Consider the following 18,180-nt stretch of genomic DNA (forward strand, 5'->3'; position numbering starts at 1 on the left):
GCGCGTTAAAAATAACCCTCAGTTTGTGCTGGTCTTTCTTCAGTTCCTGTCTTGGGTGTTTCTACTTTTTAAAGCAACTTTGCAGCCAGAAAAAACGCCTGTGAAGGCTTATACTATTTATGAAGAATTTGAATATTGTAGTGTTTATCCTGGCGCTACTGAACACCCTGGAGTCACTGAGTATAGATCTTTATCTTCCTGCTTTCCCAAGTATGGCCCAAATTTTTAACACGGATATCGGGCATATACAGATCTCAATTTCTGTTTTCTTTGCCGGATTTGCCTTTGGCCAGTTATTATGGGGACCTTTGTCTGATAAAAAGGGACGTAAACCCATGCTGTATTGTGGCCTTTTACTTTTTATTGTAGGCGCAACAGCTATATTTTTCACATCAGATATTTATGTTTTATGGGCAATGCGTTTTCTGCAGGCCTTTGGAGGAAGTGCGGGCATTGTTATTGGACGTGCAATAGTTATTGACCTTTATGATAAGCAGAAATCCGTTACTATTTTCTCCCAACAGTCCCAGATCAGTGGTATTGCTCCCATTGTAGCTCCATTACTGGGGAGTGTATTTCTTAAGTTCTGGGGATGGAACAGCTCATTTGCTTTTTTAGTTATTATGGGAATCATTACCCTCTTTATGGTGTATCAGTATGTTCCTGAAACCAATGCTAAAATCAACCTTCCGGATCAGATTGAGAATGAAAAAGGGTTGAAGGATCAACTGAAAATGATCATCACCAATAAAGATTTCATCAACAGTACCATGATCGGGAGTGTAGCCTTTGCTTCGCTTATTATTTACATTTCTAACGCACCATTCCTGTTTATGAAGATCCATGGATTTTCCAGCGGTGTTTTCAGCTTCATATTTGCTTTTAATTCATTAGCGCTGATTACTGCCGCCTACATTACTCCAAAGTTGATTAAAAGAATAAGCAATGCAAAGCTTTTATTGATCGCTACACTTGTGTTGTTGTGTACCTGTGTGCTTCATATCCTGATTGCTGCCGGAAACCTTTCTGTTGGGTTGGAAATTGCGATGCTGTATGTTTCATTACTGGCTATAGGAATTTTATTTCCTCTTACTTCAGCATATGCTTTATCTCCATTTAAAGAGGGACGGGGTACAGCTGCGGCTTTACTTGGATTTATGCAGCTGATGGTTACCTTTTTAATGTCAGCATTGGTAGGTTTCTTAGAGGCAGATTCCATTATGCCGATGGTGGTTGCTCGTACAGGAATCGCGGTGATTGCTGTTTGGTTCGGCTATCGTATTTTTAAAACCCAGAAAAGTGCTGTTTAAAAAATACAGCAATTATTTTTTCTCTGCCATGATAGGGGTAAAGAAAGACATAAAATCTTTTTCCTTCTCTTTACCCAGAGAAATGGCACCATAAGTATTAAGGTGGGAGTCATTATAATACATCAGCGTATCCTTGTAAAAGGGCACGCTTTTAAATATCTCCCCTTTAGACAAGTCATAGAAATAGACATTCTTATACGTGGCAGCAAGCTTTTCCAATGCCAGCTTATTTTTTTCTTTACCGATGATTTTAAATGAGGCTGAAGTTCTTTTGATGTAATCCCGGTTTACTTTTACAGGATCCCGGTTAATAGACGGAAAAGTATTGAATACAACCAGCTTTTGATCCGGCCGTAATGATCCCGCAAGTTTTTCCAGAGATTCATAAGCGGACATGGGTTCTATAAAGGAAGAACTGTTAATCAGGATAATCCTGTTTTTTTGGATATTCTGCTGGGTAAAATCCACAAGCTGCTGGGCAGCATCATAAAACTTCACTTCATTGCTGGTGTAATCCTCTCTCTTTACTCCTTTTAAAGCAAGAACTCCATCAGTAGTCACCGTGGAAAAAGAAAAATTATTTCGCTTTCCTATATAGTCTAAAAAAGGTTTAATAGTAAGTGCATGGCTGTCGCCGATAAGTAAAATGTGATTGTTTTTTGAAGTTTTATTTCCAAAAATTTCAATATTTTTCTCATTATGGGAAAGCATGCCGAATGTGGGCGAAGTATATACTTCCGGAATTTGATAAACAGCAGTTGCTTTCGGAACTAAAAAAGCCATAAAAATCAAGAGGATCCCTCCTGAAATAGAGTACCGGATGAGGGTCGTATTATTCTTTTTTCTAAAGAAATTCTCAATAAACCGATAGGAAAACCATGCTGAGGCAAAGGTTAGAATACACGTAAAAATAACTTCACCGGGGCTTAAAAAATATTCATCATGGTAATATCTTATAAATGAGATGATAGGCCAGTGCCATAAATAAAGTGAATAAGAGAGCTCTCCCAAATAAACGGGGATTTTCTTTGCAAAAAAATCAGAAATAAAATTGTTGCCGGTCACCAATAAGTTTGCTGTGGCTATCGTCGGAATTAAAGCAATTACTCCCGGGAAAAAAGAATCTTTACTGATAAAAACAGCTGATAATATCAATACCAACAGGTTCAGCGAAGCGAAGATCGTATTGCCCAATCTGCTGAAATTAATTTTGTTTTTAAAACTAAGGCTGTAAAAACTTCCGATCAGGAACTCCGGAATTCTGGATACTAATGAAAAATAAGTTGAGGTATTGCTGTTTTCCATATACATTGAAATGCTTGTATAGGCTGTAAGAACAATAATGAGTAATACTATGGCTGCAGATAAATATTTTCTTTTAACCCAAATAAGAAGCAAAGGAAGTAACAGATAAAACTGCATCTCAATAGCCAGAGACCAGGTATGAAGAAAAGGATTTTCATTCAATGCTGCCCCGAAATAAGAGTCTCCACGGGAAAATAACAGGTTGGAAAGAAAGACCACGGAAGCCCCAGCAGATTTTTGAAGTGTCCAGATATCCCTTGCCAGATAAATAAAAGACCCTGCAAATGTAGCTGCAATAATAAGAAAAAGATAAGCAGGAAAAATTCTTTTCAGACGCTTCCAGTAAAAATCATAAAAGCTGAAAGTATCTTTATTCTTTTGATCAATAATGATGGAGGTCATTAGGTATCCTGATATGACAAAAAAAACATCTACTCCAATAAAACCACCCTGCAGCCAGGTGTGGTTTATATGAAAAATAAAGACTAAAAAGAAGGCCAGGGCTCTTATACCCTGTATATCATTTCTAAACTGCATCAGATGTTTTTATAAAGACAAATATAACAGAATATAAAGACTTCATTTCAAAGGTTTGCTGTTTTCTTAATCCTGCTATTTGATCCTGTCGTCATACTATCCCGGCACTTAATCAAGTAATTTTTGTGAAGAACAGCCAAAGGGCTCTCTTTGCGTAAAATTTAAATTATGAAGAGAAACCTTTTGACGGTTTTCTGCTGTGTATTGCCATTAGGATACTGGATCAATGCCCAATCCGGAATATCCGGTGAGCTTAAAACAGAGTATATTGCTTCCTCCAGTTATATCCGTCCGGAAGACAGCTTAAAAACAAATTCTAAAAGTGATTTTAAAAGAGTAGACCTGAATCTAAGTATCCCATTATCTGTAAAAAAAGACAGCAATGGTAAAGTAAAAGCCTGGTCTATGCTCCTCGGTGGATCCTATGCAAAGATGACCCACAAAAATTATGAAAATCAGCTATTTCCCAATCAGATGCTGAATGCCCAGATTGGAATACAGCACTTGAGACCATTAGGAAGGAAGTGGAGCATGATGATGACCGCATCAGTAGGCGTATATACCGATATGGAAAACATCAGTTTTGATGATGTACTGGGGCAGGGTGGAATTCTTTTTATCAGGCATTTTAATCCTAACCTGGCACTTGGTGGCGGCCCTGTACTTACCACAGCATTTGGAGTTCCTATGATTATGCCATGGATTTACTTCGATTGGAAGACCAATGGGAAAATTAAGTTCAATATCAATTTCCCGGAAGGAATGGAAGCCGGCTATCAGTTTACCGATAAATTTGCATTAAAAGCAGTGGTAAACCTCAGCGGGATGTCTGTAGAAAGGAATAAGGATGGAAAATCTACCTTGCTCGGCTATCAGCAGATCACGGCAGGAATAAGACCTGAAATAAAGCTTAATGATAAACTGAGCCTTCATCTTACAGGAGGAACAGCCTTATTGAGAAGTTTTAGCGAAAGTGACAGGAAAATCAAAAGCATCTTCAGGGAGAAAAAGATAGCTGATCCCAAATTTGCAAGCACATTTTACGTGGCTCTTGCCTTACGCTGGAATTTACCATAAAGGATGAAACAAGAAGATAATAGGGACAGAAATGGGTCCCTATTATTATTTCTTTTACTTATGCTTCGTGATTTTTTACGATAAACAACAGAAGCTTCATGAACGATATACTTCCAGCACATACTCTCCGTATTCCACTGTTTACTCATAATTTTTAGCCCAAATTCAGGGTAAATGTCAATAAAACAGCTTTTCCTTTTATTTGCTGATAAGCTTCTTATATACCACCTGATTGAGCAGTTCCTCTTTTCGGGTACGGGAAATAGGAAGCTCTATTTTATTGATAAACAGACGGCCTCCGGAAATCATGTCAATATGGGTAATATTAATCAGAAACGATTTATGGATTCTGAAAAAATGTTCGGAAGGTAAAGATTCTTCAATAGCTTTCATGGTCTGATGAATGATCAGAGACTTATCTTTAAAATGAAGTTTGGTGTAATTCTGCATACTTTCAACATATAGAATATCCACCCAGGAAACTTTGATAAAAGAATCAGACTGCCTTACATACAGAAAGGGATCATCCAAAGGCGTGTTTTTTTTCAGTTTCTCACTGATGATAAACTGTTGCTGGGCTTTATTGACGGCCTGATAAAAACGGTTAAAAGCAATAGGTTTTAAAAGATAATCGGCTACCTGCAGCCGGAATCCTTCCAGTGCATATTCGGAATACGCAGTTGTAAGGATGCATAACGGTGGGTTTTCGAGCTGTTCCAAAAATTCAAGACCACTTAAATAGGGCATATTGATATCCAGAAAAAGAAGATCTATTTCACTCTCCTTTACTTTGGAATCTGCCTCTAATGCAGTTGCACAAGTGCCTTCAACGGATAAAAAATCTATCTGGTCTGCCAGTGCTTTAAGATGGAATCTGGCTAACGGTTCATCATCTATGATCAGACATTTCATTTTAGGTATATTATTGCTCATTCAGATAATTGTAAGGTTAAAGTGACTTTATAAACATGGCCGTCAGATTCAATTTTTAAATCATGAGAGTCCGGATATTGTAATTTTAAACGCTTTTTTACATTTTGAATACCAATTCCGCCGGTTCCTTTCTTCTTTTTATACATCACCCTGTCAGAATACGAGTTTTCTACATATAATAAAAGGCTGTTATTTTCTTCTTGACATGAAATTCTGATATATCCAATTTGTCCGGGAAGTCGGCAAACATATTTAAAGGCGTTTTCAATAAAGGATACCAATAGCAGAGGAGCAATAGAAGCTTTTTTATGGTCAATTTTCCAATGGGCATCAACCTCCAGTTCATTTCCCCATCTTAATTTCTCCACTTCAACCAGGTTTTGCAAATATTCAATCTCTTTATCCAGAGGCACCAGGTTTTGATTACAGTGATAGAGCTGATACCTTAAAATATCTGAAAACTTCATCAGTAAGAAATCAGCAAGCTGGATATCTGTTTTCATCAGAATATGAATGTGGTTCAGGATATTGAATACCACATGCGGATTGATCTGATCCTGCAGCAGCTTGAGCTGATTTTCCAGGTGAGCCTGCTGAAGAAGAATATGATCCCGCTCTATTCTTCCGTGTTCCTTATAAAATTTAATGCCACAGGCTGATCCGTTAATCAGAAAAGAAGCGGGAAGCGCCATATAAAATCCTTGCCATAAAATAGGGAGATGTCCCTTAAAAGTGGGCGGAAGATCTGTTTTGGGAGCAACTTCCAGGTAAGTGAATATGACAGAATAAATGATACTTAAAAGAAGAATAACTATAGCCGCCTGTATCAGAAATCTCCTCATTTTTTTTAAATGTAAAGCCTTGGGAAGGAGTTTGGCAGTCAAAAAATGAGTGAACATAAAAGAACAGATGGTAATGATTACCGATTGAATCACAGCCAGGTATGTTTCTGTAGCAATCTGGAAATTACACCATAATACAATCGCAAAAACAAGCCAGAAAATAAAAGTGAAAATATATTCTTTAACAATAAAAGGTTTTGTCATGAGAAGATGTAAAGTAAAGTTATAAAAAAATAGAAACTGCAGAGTAGCAGTTTCTAATGGTAAAGATAATTTAAGTTTTTTAAAATAAGAAATAGCCTATTCCTAAGCTGAAACTGTGGGGTTTGGATTTAAAATCTTTGCTGATGCTTGAAAGTCCTGTTTCATACCTAAGGTCTACGGTGAAATTCTTATAATCTACACCTACACCTCCCGTAAGCCCTATATTGGATTTGTCAAACTTTTTAAAACCCTCCTGAAGAGCTTGTGAAGTTGATATTTTATTATTAAAAGCATAACTGTACACTCCACCGGCAAATACCCTTAGGTTGATGTCGTCTGTTTTTATTACTTTATATCCCACTACTACAGGAATATCAATAGCATTCCAGCTCAGTTTTGCTGAACTTCCGTTTTTTGCTTCGTAAGATGTTTTTCTTTTGTTGAATAATGCTTCTCCTTGTACATAAAGACGGCCAATATCCATTCTTGTCATAATTCCTGCCTGATAACCAAATCCGTATTTTCCTTCCAAGGAAGATTCCGTTGAGGTTTTTGTAAAATTTGTGCCTCCCTTTACTCCAATGTGAAAAGCCGGGGTCTGCTGTGCCTGAGTTTCTATGGAGTAGGTGATGCATAATAACAGGGAGCTGATTGCTAAAAATTGATGTTTCATAAATTGATTGTTGTTAAAAACTTGATGCAAAACAACAAATCAGAAAGATGAGGTGAAACTTTATTTGATGAACGGTAGAAATGTTATGATAAGTCTCCTTTTTTGAGAGAAGTAGAAAAGGCAGGGATAAAAAAAATCGAAAGATCTTTCTTTCGATTTTAAATATTTAAAAAGGTTGCTCTTCACAAATGATTGGTGGAAAACATCCGCCTCCGCCGCCGCCTGGAGTTCCTCCTCCCACGGCAATACATTGTCCGGGGCTGCCATCCTCATACATTTCACAGGCTTTTCCATAAGCACATTGGCAGTCACTCTGGCAATTATAAGAATCTCCACCCATATGGCAGTTGTCTATTCCGTTACCAAGAATTGTTGAGAGGTCTTTTCTCAAAAGTTTTTTCATTTTTTTCATAATGCAATTTGATGTTAAAAGTTAATAGTCTTTTTTGTATGTGAAAGTAAATATAATGAAAAATCAAATGGGTTGTACTTTTAAGTGCCTGTTAATAAGTGTAATGTCTGAATTATGCTTACTCCTTTAGAAGAAAAAAATAAACCCACTGTGTAGCGGGTTTATTCTGTTATTTTTTAAATGTTAGCGTCAAAGGAATAGAGACTGTAGAAGATACCGGTTTCCCGTTGTTTTCGGCAGGTTTCCATTTGCCTTTATCTCTGATACGGTAGAAGGCGGCTTCAATGAATGCATTTACATCTTCATTATTCCCCTTTACCTGTGCATCAAGAGCGTTTCCTTTAGAATCTACTACGAAGCTCATTGTTGCTTTGTAAGAATCTGAAGCAAAATTTAGAAAATCAAGGTCAGCTGCCTCATGCAGAAGCTGATGAAAAGCTCTTTTTCCCTTTTCATATTCTGCTTCCTTGGTAACTTTACCTTTTGTAGGTGGGTCTAAAGCAATTATTTTCTTGTCTTCAGCGGAAAGCTGATCTAAAGCATTTTTGTACGATGTTATTTTATCCTCAGTAAGAAGCCACTCCTTCTTGGTTCTTAGATCATTAGGTTTAGGATATTTTTTATACAGAGCCGTTTTCTTTCTGTCATAACGAGAGTCTGCTCTCTGAAATTCAGAAATTTGGGCACTGCTGAAAACAAAAACAAAAATGAATGCTAATGCTGAGAGTTTTTTCATCAGTAATTAAGCTTTTACAATATTAATGATTACTTCAGTTGCTTTTTCCATACTTTCCAAAGCTACATACTCATAAGGTCCGTGGAAGTTGATTCCTCCGGCAAAGATATTGGGACATGGAAGGCCCATATAAGAAAGCTGAGCTCCATCTGTTCCTCCTCTGATCGCTTTGATCTTAGGTTCAATACCTGCTTCTGTCATTGCTTTCGCAGCAAGATCTACAATGTGCATTTTGCCTTCGAACTGCTGCTTCATATTTCTGTATTGCTCCTTGATCTCCACTTCAGCAGTTCCTTCACCATGTTTTTGGTTGAATTCAGCTACTTTTTCTTCCATGAATTTCTTTCTGGCTTCAAATTTATCAGCATTATGATCACGGATGATATACTGAAGTTTAGCTTCAGAAATGTCAGCAGTGATATCCATTAAATGATAGAAACCGTCAAAACCTTTAGTGGTAGCAGGCGTTTCATTTGCCGGAAGGCTCTGTGCAAATTCGGCAGCTAAAAGCGCTGCATTGACCATTTTTCCGTAAGCATAACCAGGGTGTACACTTAATCCGTGGATTTTCACTACAGCTCCTGCAGCATTGAAGTTTTCATATTCAAGCTCTCCAACTTCTCCGCCATCCATTGTATAGGCCCATTCTGCCCCAAATTTTGCCACATCAAATTTGTGCGCCCCTCTTCCGATTTCTTCATCAGGGGTAAACCCTACAGCAATTCTTCCGTGTTTAATTTCAGGGTGGGCAATCAGATATTCTGCAGCCGTTACAATCTCTGCACATCCTGCTTTATCATCAGCACCCAGAAGCGTGTTTCCATCTGTTGTAATTAACGTTTGGCCGATATATTTTTTTAAACTTTCAAATTTTGAAGGAGATAAAGTGAATCCTGTGGTCTGGTTCAGCAGAAGATCATTTCCATCATAATTCTTCCAAACCTGAGGATTTACATTCTCTCCGCTGAAGTCCGGTGAAGTATCATAATGTGAAATGAATCCAATAGTAGGTCTGTCGTCATTTTCCAGGTTAGAAGGAATATATCCCATAATATAACCATTCCCATCAATGGAAACATTTTCCAAACCTATGGTCTTCAGTTCTTCAGTAATATAGTTGGCAATATCCCACTGTCTTGGAGTGGAAGGTGTTGCTTCACTCTCGGCATCACTGGTTGAATATATTTTTACATAACTAAGAAAACGGTTCAGTAATTTCTCTTTCCACAAAGGGTTGAATTCTATTGTACTCATTAGATTAATCATAAATTTTAACAAAGTTAGCAAATTTGCTGCTCAGAATAGGTTATTTGCGATTGAATATCAGTTATTGAAATTTTAAATCGGATATAAATCTTTGAAAATCAAAATAATGTTAGATTTGTATGTACCGTATACGAACTGGTTTAGTTTTATTATATTTGAGAAAATGAAAAGTACCAATGTTTCTAACTGAATGCCCAAGAGATGCCATGCAGGGATGGGGAGAGTTTATCCCCACTGATAAAAAAATAGATTATATCAACTCTTTAATGGATGTTGGTTTTGATGTATTGGATTGCCTGAGTTTTGTTTCACCGAAAGCAATTCCGCAGATGGCAGACTCTGATGTGGTTGCTGAAAATATTGATAAATCCCGTTCCAAAACCCAGGTTTCTGCTATTATCGGAAACTACAGAGGCGCTGAAAAAGCATTAAAACATGCTTCAGTAGATATTCTTGGATTCCCTTTCTCTATTTCTGAAACATTCCAGCATAGAAATACGAATAAAAGCCAGGAAGAAGCTTTTGAGGAAATTATCAGAATGCTTGAGCTGACCAAAAGTGAAGGAAAACAGCTGAACATTTATTTCTCTATGGCCTTTGGAAATCCATATGGAGAAATGTGGAAATGGGAAGATGTAGACCGTTGGGCACAAAGATTTTCAGAAATCGGAGTGAAAGATATTCTGCTTTCTGATACAACAGGAGTAGCCACTCCCGAAACAATTGCTCTTTTATTTGAAAAAATTCCTTCAAAATATCCTGAAATCAATTTCGGGGGACATTTCCATAACCGTTATGAAGATTCTTATTCGAAATTAAAAGCGGCTTACGATCAAGGTTGCAGAAGATTCGACAGTGCAATTAAAGGAATCGGAGGATGTCCTATGGCTAAAGACGATCTGGTGGGAAATATGCCTACTGAACAGGTGATCAATTTTATGAGTGTTGAAAAAGCAGATCACAAGCTGAACCTCCTAAACTTTGAAAGTTCTTACAATAAGGCTAAGGATATTTTTCATTTTTAGAATGAATTAATAGTCAAATATCCAGCAGATTTGAACAATTATACAGACTGTATAAACGGCGTTAGGTTTGTCATTCCGTAAGAATCTCAATTTTTACTAAATATAATGGCTTAGATTCCTGCGGAATGACAAAAATACCGTTTGAGGCTACTAAAAGCAATTTCTATTGATCTTATAAGATAGAGTTCAGACTAAAATGTATTGAAATTACCCTTACGGAATAAATGGATACCCCGCTTTACTATATTCAAATATCAATGGTTTTAACCAAAATGTAATTATAATTAACTCAAAAAATCAACAAAATGTCTCCAATAATTTCACCTTCCGAATTAAAAAGCTTCCCTACAGGCAACCTCATCATTCTTGATGCAAGAACCGGAAAAGATGTTGCCGGGAATTACCTTGAGAAACATATCAAAGGAGCATTATTCATCGATTTGGATAAAGATTTGGCGGAGATAGGAGAGGATGCCGCTTTTGGGGGAAGACATCCGCTTCCTTCCATAGAAAAATTTGCTGAAACGTTATCAAACCTTGGAATCTCTGAAGATTCCCACATCGTGGTATATGATGATAAAAACGCTTCCAATGCAGCAGCAAGAGCTTGGTGGATGCTCAAATCTTTTGGGTTCGAAAATGTACAGGTTCTTAATGGCGGAATGCAGGCAGCGGAAAAAGAAGGCATAGAATTTTCTTCTGGAAAAGAGGAGGTTAAAAAGGTTCCATTGATGAAAAAAGATCACTGGTTTCTGCCTGTTTCAAAACTGGAAGAAGTTGAAAATGAATTGAAAAATACTTCTGCTACTGTTATTGACGTAAGGGATGCCTACCGATACAGGGGAGAATCGGAACCTATTGATCTGGTTGCCGGGCATATTCCGGGGGCAATCAATATTCCTTTTTCAGAAAATTTGGATGAAAACGGATTCTTCCTGAAACCTGAGATTTTAAAGGAAAAATATAATAAATGGTTAGAAAATAAGCCGGAGCATTTGATTATCCATTGTGGATCAGGCGTTACGGCATGTCACACGATTTTAGCGTTAGATTATGCCGGGTTTAAAATTCCCAATCTGTATGTAGGTTCATGGAGTGAGTGGAGCAGGAGAGAAGGAAAAGAAATTGCAAAAGACATTTAAAAAACATAAACCTCAGAAATTTCTGAGGTTTTATATTTTATAATGATTAAAGCATTCCCAGTTCAAACTTAGCTTCCTCGCTCATCATATCCTTGTTCCAGCTCGGTTCAAAGGTAAGCTCTAAATCAACACTTTTTACATGTTCTACTTCCCCAACTTTATCTTTTACTTCTTGTGGAAGGGTTTCAGCCACAGGGCAGTTGGGAGTAGTAAGTGTCATTACAATTTTTACGTCTACATCATCGGAGATTTGTACATCATAAATCAGCCCTAATTCGTAAATGTCCACCGGTATTTCAGGGTCATATACGGATTTCAGTACCTTGATGATTTCTTCACCAATGTCAGCAATTTGATCGTCTGTAAATTTCATTTTTTAATCTAGATTGATATTCCTTTTCAACAAATCTTCCTGACGCATGCGCCGGAAAATATTTGCCAAAGTTAAGACATCTTTTTCACAATAATCAACTATTCGCTGCAAGTCTTTTTCTATGTAGTAGATTGATGAAACCATTGACCCGTCTATATCGTCTTTTGGAGTAGGAATTCCAAAGACATGGGCAAGCAGTTCAAGGGAGACAAAACTTTTATAATCTCCAAATTTCCAAAGCTCCATGGTATCGATATGAGGAATCTCCCAGGGCTTTTTTCCGAACATTTGAAACGGAGCCGGAGGCTGCATTCCGTTGATCAGGTATCGTCTGGCAATCCAGGGAAAATCGAATTCTTTTCCGTTGTGGGCACAGAGAATGACATCCCGGAGCCTTGGGCTGTTGAAAATCTCCCCAAACTCCTGAAGCATTTTTTTCTCATCATGTCCTGAGAAACTTTTGATTTTTAATGTTTCATTCTTTTCTACCATTCCGATGGTAATGCAGATGATTTTTCCGAACTCAGCCATAATACCGGCTCTTTCATAAAAGTCTTCTGCGGAAATATCTTCTTTTCTCTGAAACCTTGTTTTTTTGTCCCAGAGGTATTGGTCAGTTTCTGATAATTCATCCCAGGAACCAGCCTGTGGCACAGTTTCGATATCAAGAAACAATATTCTTTCTAATGGTATGTTCTGTATCATATGTGTTTTTTGTTTATTATCCTACCTGCATTCCGTTTTTGGTAGGTAAGGAAGGAGCCAGAAGAGTGACATCCTGCTTATCTTCACCATATAGCCCTAATACAAGGCATTCGCTGAAAAAGTTGGCAATTTGTTTTTTAGGGAAATTAACCACGGCGAGAATCTGTTTTCCTACCAGCTCTTCTTTCTGATAGAGAGAAGTGATCTGTGCTGAAGATTTTCTGATTCCTAAGTCGCCAAAGTCTATTTCCAGCTGATAAGAAGGGTTTCTTGCTTTTTCAAAATCATTGACGGAAAGAATGGTTCCGCATCGGATATCTATTTTTTCAAAATCTGCCCAAGTGATGTCTGGTTTTACGGTCATGGTAATACGTTAATTAAATGTTCTACTTCAGTTTTCTGTTCTTCATATTTTTGCTGTAATTCTGAACCTTCCCCCATTCTTCTGTAATATTCAAGAGCTTTTTCTCCAAAGAATTTTTTATGAAAGTCTGAAACTTCAGGTACCTGTGGAAAAGCTTTATGAAAAAGCATTTCGTAGTACGCCTGAAATTCCCGCTCATTTTTATCTTCTATTACCTGTCCCGGAGCTTTTTGTCTCACATGAAGCATCTCGTGGGCAATCATATTCAAGACAAGGTTCAGATCAAAATCGAATAAATTTTTTGGGATCATTACCATCTGCGGACCTCCCAGTTCTCCTTCTGCCGTAAGAAGCATCGAAGTAGGGGAAAGCTCCTGCCTGAATCCAAACCCCGCAAAGTTTTCATGCTCCAGATGAAAAGAGTGGATCAGGTATTTCGCTGCATCCAGGATCTGGTCATGTTCCTTATAAGCTTCAAGATGGAGGTTGATCTGCTCAAAATTCATGCTGAATAGGTTTTATAACAAATGTATTAAAATATTGAGAATTGTGAGGGTATTCTACAATTATAATGTTGAAGGATAGTATATCGATCGAATGAAGTAGAGTTTAGTCTCGAAATCTATGAGTTTTTTTTACTAATAAAATTTTTTCAATATTTTTGTCCAAATTAAAAGGCTCGATTGTCATTACGTAATAAACCCATAAAATGATACATAATGAAAATTACAGTAATTGGTGGTACTGGCCTTATTGGTAGTAAACTTGTTAACAGTCTTAGAAACTTGGGACATGATGTTCTGGCAGCATCTCCCAACTCAGGAGTCAATACTATTACAGGAGAAGGTCTTGACCAGGCTTTAGAAAATGTAGATGTTGTAGTAGATGTTGCCAACTCTCCTTCTTTCGCAGATGATGAGGTAATGAAATTCTTCAAAATATCAGGAACTAACCTAATTGCTGCAGAAAAAGATGCAGGAATAAAGCATCACATTGCTTTATCTGTTGTAGGCACAGAGCGTTTACAGGAAAGCGGATATTTCAGAGCGAAACAGGTTCAGGAGGATCTTATTAAAGAATCAGGAATTCCTTATACGATTGTTCACTCTACACAGTTTTTTGAATTTGTTGGTGGGATTGTTCATTCAAGTACAGCTGATCATAAAATAGTTGTTTCTCCAGCTTTGATTCAGCCTATCGCCTCAGATGACGTGGTAAAAGCAATGACGGATGTTACGATCAATTCTCCCAAAAATACCACAGTAGAAATTGGAGGACCAGAAAAAATAAGATTGAATGATCTGGTAAGAAAATATACATCAATAATGAAGAATCAGGATGAAGTAGTGACTAGCCCAGCTGCAACTTATTTCGGAGCCCCATTGAATGACAGTACCCTTGTACCCAACAACGACGCAAAATTAGGAAGCATCCGTTATGATGAGTGGATTGCAAATCCGGAAAACCAGAGATAAAATCAAAAGTTATTATTAAATTTATAGAAGCATTATATTTAAAATTTTCAAATCATGAATGAATTTTTAATTGCCATACACAGAGATATCATTAATAAGGATGCCAGCCCCTCACCAGAACAAATGCAGGCATCTATTCAGCCTTTCCAGGATTGGCTAGGAAGTATTGCCGCACAAAATAAATTGGTTTCTCCTCCTAAAAGATGGGACCTCGATGGAAGAGTTGTAAAAAATGATTTAGTTACTAATGGACCCTATGCAGAGATTAAAGAATCAATTGGTGGAATGTTTATCATAAGAGCTGAGAATTATGACGAAGCTGTAGAAATAGCAAAAGGCTGCCCTATACTTCAGTGGGGAGCAAGTGTAGAGGTTAGAATGGCTATCCCACCGGCTCAATAAATTATGTAACCATATAATGCAGGAACAGGCATTAATACCTAATTTATTCAGAACAGAGTATAGGAAAATTGTTTCTGTGCTCTGTTCTTTATTTGGTATTGATCATATTGAAATCGCAGAGGATATAGTAAGTGATACTTTTCTTACAGCCACTGAAACCTGGAGCATTAATGGAATTCCTGAAAATCCTACAGCGTGGCTGTATACCGTAGCTAAGAATAAAACTAAAAATCACCTTAAAAGAAACTCCTTATTTCAACAAAAGATATCGAATGAAATAAAATATTCGTCTCGTAATTATGAAGAATTTGAAATAGACCTTTCTGACAAAAATATCATTGACAGCCAATTAGCCATGATGTTTACTATTTGTAATCCTTCTATTTCAAAAGATTCCCAAATTTCTTTAGCTCTAAATTTACTTTGCGGATTTGGAATACAGGAAATTGCAGATGCTTTTCTGGTTACTAAAGAAGCTGTTTATAAAAGACTGAATCGTGCAAAAGAAAAATTAAAAACAGAAGGAATAAAAATTGAACAGCCCTCAGTTTCACAGATTCTTTCTGGCTCAGAAACAGCATTCACAACACTCTATTTACTATTTTCAGAAGGATATTATTCAACATCGCAACATACAGTTCTTAGAAAAGATCTTTGTCTTGAAGCGATAAGATTAACCTTATTACTACTCGAAAACAAACTGACAAATGTCCCCGCTACTCATGCATTGCTATCTTTAATGTATTTTCATTCTTCGAGATTCAATGCCAGAATTAATGACAAAGGAGAAAACATTTTATATGAAGAACAAGATGATTCACTATGGGACGTTGAGCTGATAAAAAAAGGAATCAAACACCTTAACCAAAGTGCTACAGGAGATGCTTTAACCAAATTTCATCTCGAAGCTGCTATTGCCTATTGGCACACAAAAAAGAAAGATAATGATGAAAAATGGGAAAATATTTTGCAATTATACAATCGGCTTTTACAGATTGAATACTCTCCTATGGCTGCCCTTAACCGTACTTTTAGCTTTGCAAAAGTAAGAGGAAAATCTGCCGCAATTATTGAGGCTGAAAAACTAAAGCTTATCAACAATCCTTTCTACTATTCCCTGTTAGGTTATCTTTATACTGATATTGACAGGTCAAAAGCAATACAGCATTTTGAGTTCGCCATAAAAATGTCTAGCTCGCAGGCCATCATTAATACTTTTAAAAGATATATTGATACGCTGGAAACTAAATAACTAAAGACTTCACGATAAGAAAAAATATAAGCGGACTTTTTTCAGACGTTACTCTTTTACAAAAATTCAATTACTGTTTATTATGTAGTGATACAAGTTACAGGGAATAGTCTAAAATTGAATAACTCTTATATTTAGTTTTTCTATGATATAAAAACAGCTTTATTGCAAGATATATTTTTCAAGCTTTTTTATATGTATTTTAGTTCCTGCATATGAAAGGTGATCATCATCAAAATAGAGTATATCATTTTTATATGTAATTCTTACTTTTCCATTTGAATATATATCGCTATAAATATCTATAATCTTTATAAGGGAGTTCTTTTCTTGTAATTTTTTCAGGTACTCATTTGCTTTTGCTGCGGAATTATCTTTTGCTTTTACCATATGATATCCGTTAAATGGTTTTAACCCTAAGTAATTAAAATATTGCGAAGCATTCTGATCTTGAAAGAAATGTAAAACCGGCGGCTGATTTATAAGAATAATTTCTATTCCTTCTTTACCCAAAAACTCAAGCAGTTCTACAAAATGATTACGTTCATAAGTATCTAGGGTACTCCACCTACAGGAGAAAATAACTTTTTTAGGTTTCCATTTTTTAATATTGGAAATCATAGATATAGCAAATCCAACTCTTTGTTCTTTTGTAAAATAAGGATTTGGAATTTGATCCTTAATGTTGGAAATTGAGATAAAAGGTCTTGAAGCATTTGTAGTGTAAAATGATCTTGAGATATTTTTCGTGTCAGCTATTTCATCAATTATTTTAGCCCACATTACTCCATGAGAATCTCCTATTAATACTATTTCAGGATCTTTATTGCCTTTTTTTACTATAAAACCCTCCTTTTTAAAAGCGGTTGACAAAGAATCAGGTCTTACGGGCATGTTAATATTATAAAGCAAAGGATTATCTTTTTTTATCTTTACTTGTGTTGGCGAGATATCGTAATATCTCAAATAGTAGGAAGTTTTATTAAATTTATCCTTATAATAAATATTAAATAAATCTGATTTAAAATAAAAGAATAATAAAATAATTCCAAGAATACCGGAAAAAACAATTTTAGGTGTATGTTGATAATTTTTAGTCTTTTTTTCAATAAAATAATAGGATATACAAGAAAGTAAGAATGTAATGACCAGAATGCAGATGTATTTCTGTAAGTTGCTCCAGCTCTGAAGCTGAAAAGTAAGATTCTTAAATAAAATGATTACCGGCCAGTGCCATAGGTATAATGAGTATGAAAGCCTGCCGATAAAAATAAATAGCTTTGTAGAAAGGATTTTACCTAAGATATCTTCAGTACTGCAAAAATAAATGATCAGCATAGTGCCTAATACAGGCAAAAGAATGTAATAGTCAATTGCAGAGCTGCTAAAAACATAGCTGATAGCAATAAGTAAAAGTCCAAATAAAGGAAGCAAATTTCTAAAAATGTTATCTTTTACTCTCTTTATTGGTAAACAACTTAAAATTCCACCCGCAGACAATTCCCATAATCTTGTTGGTAACATATAAAATGCAAATTCCCTGTCAGCTTTTACTAGAAAAAGAAATGCGAGCAAACTCACTGTAGTGAGTATTATTAAAGGCTTTAGAAAACTTTTAAAATATTTATAGGATACCAGTAAAAATGGAGGATATAATAAATAGAATTGCTCTTCTACTGAAAGCGACCAGGTGTGCAAAAAATAAGAATTTTCAGCTCCACGGCCCCAGTAATCACCAAAATTGAAATAAGCATGTATATTAAAATAGGAAAATAATGCAGGAAAGATATCCGAGAGAACATCTTTAAAATAAGGCTTGAAAACAAATTGAGGAATAATTATCAATACAGTGATAATAACAGATATAAGTAATGGTATTAACCGTTTTACACGTCTGATCCAGAAATTCAACATTGAAAACTTATTACCTTCTATACTTTTAATAAGTATACTGGTAATCAGATAGCCCGATATTACAAAAAAAACGTCTACGCCATAAAATCCACCTTTTAAGAAATATGAATTGAGATGAAATATGATAACAGCCGTTACAGCAATGGTACGTAAACCGTCAATTTCCGGTCTGTAATTCATGTTATAAGTTTTCCGACAAATATATTAAAACAAGATTATAACAAGGTGTAATT

The 18,180-nt window shown here is 36.1% G+C and carries 19 protein-coding genes; 7 read left to right on the forward strand and 12 right to left on the reverse strand.

Annotated elements, in window-relative coordinates:
• Positions 1–119: 119 nt before the first annotated feature.
• Complete coding sequence (locus LQV47_RS02210; protein ID WP_230033335.1) at positions 120–1,310, forward strand: multidrug effflux MFS transporter; 1,191 nt, start codon at positions 120–122, stop codon at positions 1,308–1,310.
• Positions 1,311–1,322: 12 nt separating this feature from the next.
• Here LQV47_RS02210 and LQV47_RS02215 read toward each other — a convergent pair whose 3' ends face one another.
• On the reverse strand, positions 1,323–3,152 hold the full coding sequence (locus LQV47_RS02215; RefSeq protein WP_230033337.1) for an acyltransferase family protein: 1,830 nt from the start codon (positions 3,150–3,152) through the stop codon (positions 1,323–1,325).
• A gap of 168 nt (positions 3,153–3,320) precedes the next feature.
• Between LQV47_RS02215 and LQV47_RS02220 the strand changes: the two genes are divergently transcribed.
• Positions 3,321–4,229, forward strand: a complete 909-nt coding sequence (locus LQV47_RS02220) for a DUF6268 family outer membrane beta-barrel protein (RefSeq protein ID WP_230033339.1) — start codon at positions 3,321–3,323, stop codon at positions 4,227–4,229.
• Between the two features lie 198 nt (positions 4,230–4,427).
• Here the strand turns inward: LQV47_RS02220 and LQV47_RS02225 are convergent, their stop codons facing one another.
• The 6 genes from LQV47_RS02225 to pepT form a co-directional block, all read right to left on the reverse strand.
• Positions 4,428–5,162, reverse strand: coding sequence for a LytTR family DNA-binding domain-containing protein (locus tag LQV47_RS02225; RefSeq protein WP_230033341.1), 735 nt, complete (start codon positions 5,160–5,162; stop codon positions 4,428–4,430).
• Positions 5,159–6,208 (reverse strand): histidine kinase, encoded by a 1,050-nt coding sequence (locus tag LQV47_RS02230; protein WP_230033343.1) that lies wholly within the window; start codon positions 6,206–6,208, stop codon positions 5,159–5,161. Before LQV47_RS02230 ends, LQV47_RS02225 begins: the two co-directional genes overlap by 4 nt.
• Positions 6,209–6,287: 79 nt before the next feature.
• Positions 6,288–6,881, reverse strand: a complete 594-nt coding sequence (locus tag LQV47_RS02235) for a porin family protein (protein WP_230033345.1) — start codon at positions 6,879–6,881, stop codon at positions 6,288–6,290.
• 166 nt (positions 6,882–7,047) lie between these two features.
• Entirely contained in the window at positions 7,048–7,284 is a 237-nt protein-coding gene (locus LQV47_RS02240) for a hypothetical protein (protein WP_230033347.1), read from the reverse strand.
• Between the two features lie 178 nt (positions 7,285–7,462).
• Positions 7,463–8,029, reverse strand: coding sequence for an energy transducer TonB (locus LQV47_RS02245; RefSeq protein ID WP_230033349.1), 567 nt, complete (start codon positions 8,027–8,029; stop codon positions 7,463–7,465).
• A 6-nt stretch (positions 8,030–8,035) separates the two neighbouring features.
• Positions 8,036–9,283 (reverse strand): peptidase T, encoded by a 1,248-nt coding sequence (pepT, locus tag LQV47_RS02250; RefSeq protein ID WP_230033351.1) that lies wholly within the window; start codon positions 9,281–9,283, stop codon positions 8,036–8,038.
• Between the two features lie 188 nt (positions 9,284–9,471).
• Between pepT and LQV47_RS02255 the strand changes: the two genes are divergently transcribed.
• Together LQV47_RS02255 and LQV47_RS02260 are read left to right on the forward strand one after the other, a co-directional pair.
• Positions 9,472–10,320 carry a hydroxymethylglutaryl-CoA lyase gene (locus tag LQV47_RS02255; RefSeq protein WP_230033352.1) on the forward strand — a complete coding sequence of 283 codons (849 nt, stop codon included), beginning with the start codon at positions 9,472–9,474 and terminating at the stop codon, positions 10,318–10,320.
• A gap of 305 nt (positions 10,321–10,625) precedes the next feature.
• Positions 10,626–11,462, forward strand: a complete 837-nt coding sequence (locus LQV47_RS02260) for a sulfurtransferase (RefSeq protein ID WP_230033353.1) — start codon at positions 10,626–10,628, stop codon at positions 11,460–11,462.
• Between the two features lie 46 nt (positions 11,463–11,508).
• Here LQV47_RS02260 and LQV47_RS02265 read toward each other — a convergent pair whose 3' ends face one another.
• Genes LQV47_RS02265 through LQV47_RS02280 form a run of 4 tightly spaced genes read right to left on the reverse strand, consistent with a single transcriptional unit; the run spans position 11,509 to position 13,410 of the window.
• Complete coding sequence (locus LQV47_RS02265) at positions 11,509–11,835, reverse strand: SUF system Fe-S cluster assembly protein (RefSeq protein WP_047484523.1); 327 nt, start codon at positions 11,833–11,835, stop codon at positions 11,509–11,511.
• Between the two features lie 3 nt (positions 11,836–11,838).
• Positions 11,839–12,540, reverse strand: coding sequence for a 3'-5' exonuclease (locus tag LQV47_RS02270; RefSeq protein WP_230033354.1), 702 nt, complete (start codon positions 12,538–12,540; stop codon positions 11,839–11,841).
• Positions 12,541–12,556: 16 nt separating this feature from the next.
• The gene (locus LQV47_RS02275; RefSeq protein ID WP_047484527.1) at positions 12,557–12,904 is read right to left on the reverse strand and encodes a tRNA-binding protein; all 348 of its coding nucleotides are present in this window, start codon (positions 12,902–12,904) and stop codon (positions 12,557–12,559) included.
• Positions 12,901–13,410: a hypothetical protein gene (locus tag LQV47_RS02280; protein ID WP_230033355.1), complete on the reverse strand. Its 510-nt coding sequence runs from the start codon at positions 13,408–13,410 to the stop codon at positions 12,901–12,903. Before LQV47_RS02280 ends, LQV47_RS02275 begins: the two co-directional genes overlap by 4 nt.
• A 213-nt stretch (positions 13,411–13,623) precedes the next feature.
• Here LQV47_RS02280 and LQV47_RS02285 point away from each other — a divergent pair, with 213 nt between their 5' ends.
• From LQV47_RS02285 to LQV47_RS02295, 3 genes are read left to right on the forward strand one after another with little or no spacing between them, the layout of a single operon-like run.
• Positions 13,624–14,379: an SDR family oxidoreductase gene (locus LQV47_RS02285; RefSeq protein ID WP_230033356.1), complete on the forward strand. Its 756-nt coding sequence runs from the start codon at positions 13,624–13,626 to the stop codon at positions 14,377–14,379.
• A 54-nt stretch (positions 14,380–14,433) separates the two neighbouring features.
• Positions 14,434–14,781, forward strand: coding sequence for a YciI family protein (locus tag LQV47_RS02290; protein WP_230033357.1), 348 nt, complete (start codon positions 14,434–14,436; stop codon positions 14,779–14,781).
• Between the two features lie 16 nt (positions 14,782–14,797).
• Positions 14,798–16,033 (forward strand): sigma-70 family RNA polymerase sigma factor, encoded by a 1,236-nt coding sequence (locus LQV47_RS02295; protein WP_230033358.1) that lies wholly within the window; start codon positions 14,798–14,800, stop codon positions 16,031–16,033.
• 162 nt (positions 16,034–16,195) lie between these two features.
• Here the strand turns inward: LQV47_RS02295 and LQV47_RS02300 are convergent, their stop codons facing one another.
• Positions 16,196–18,127 carry an acyltransferase family protein gene (locus LQV47_RS02300; RefSeq protein WP_230033360.1) on the reverse strand — a complete coding sequence of 644 codons (1,932 nt, stop codon included), beginning with the start codon at positions 18,125–18,127 and terminating at the stop codon, positions 16,196–16,198.
• Positions 18,128–18,180: the final 53 nt, after the last annotated feature.

The sequence above is a fragment of the Chryseobacterium sp. Bi04 genome (genome assembly GCF_918698085.1).
Lineage (GTDB): Bacteria > Bacteroidota > Bacteroidia > Flavobacteriales > Weeksellaceae > Chryseobacterium.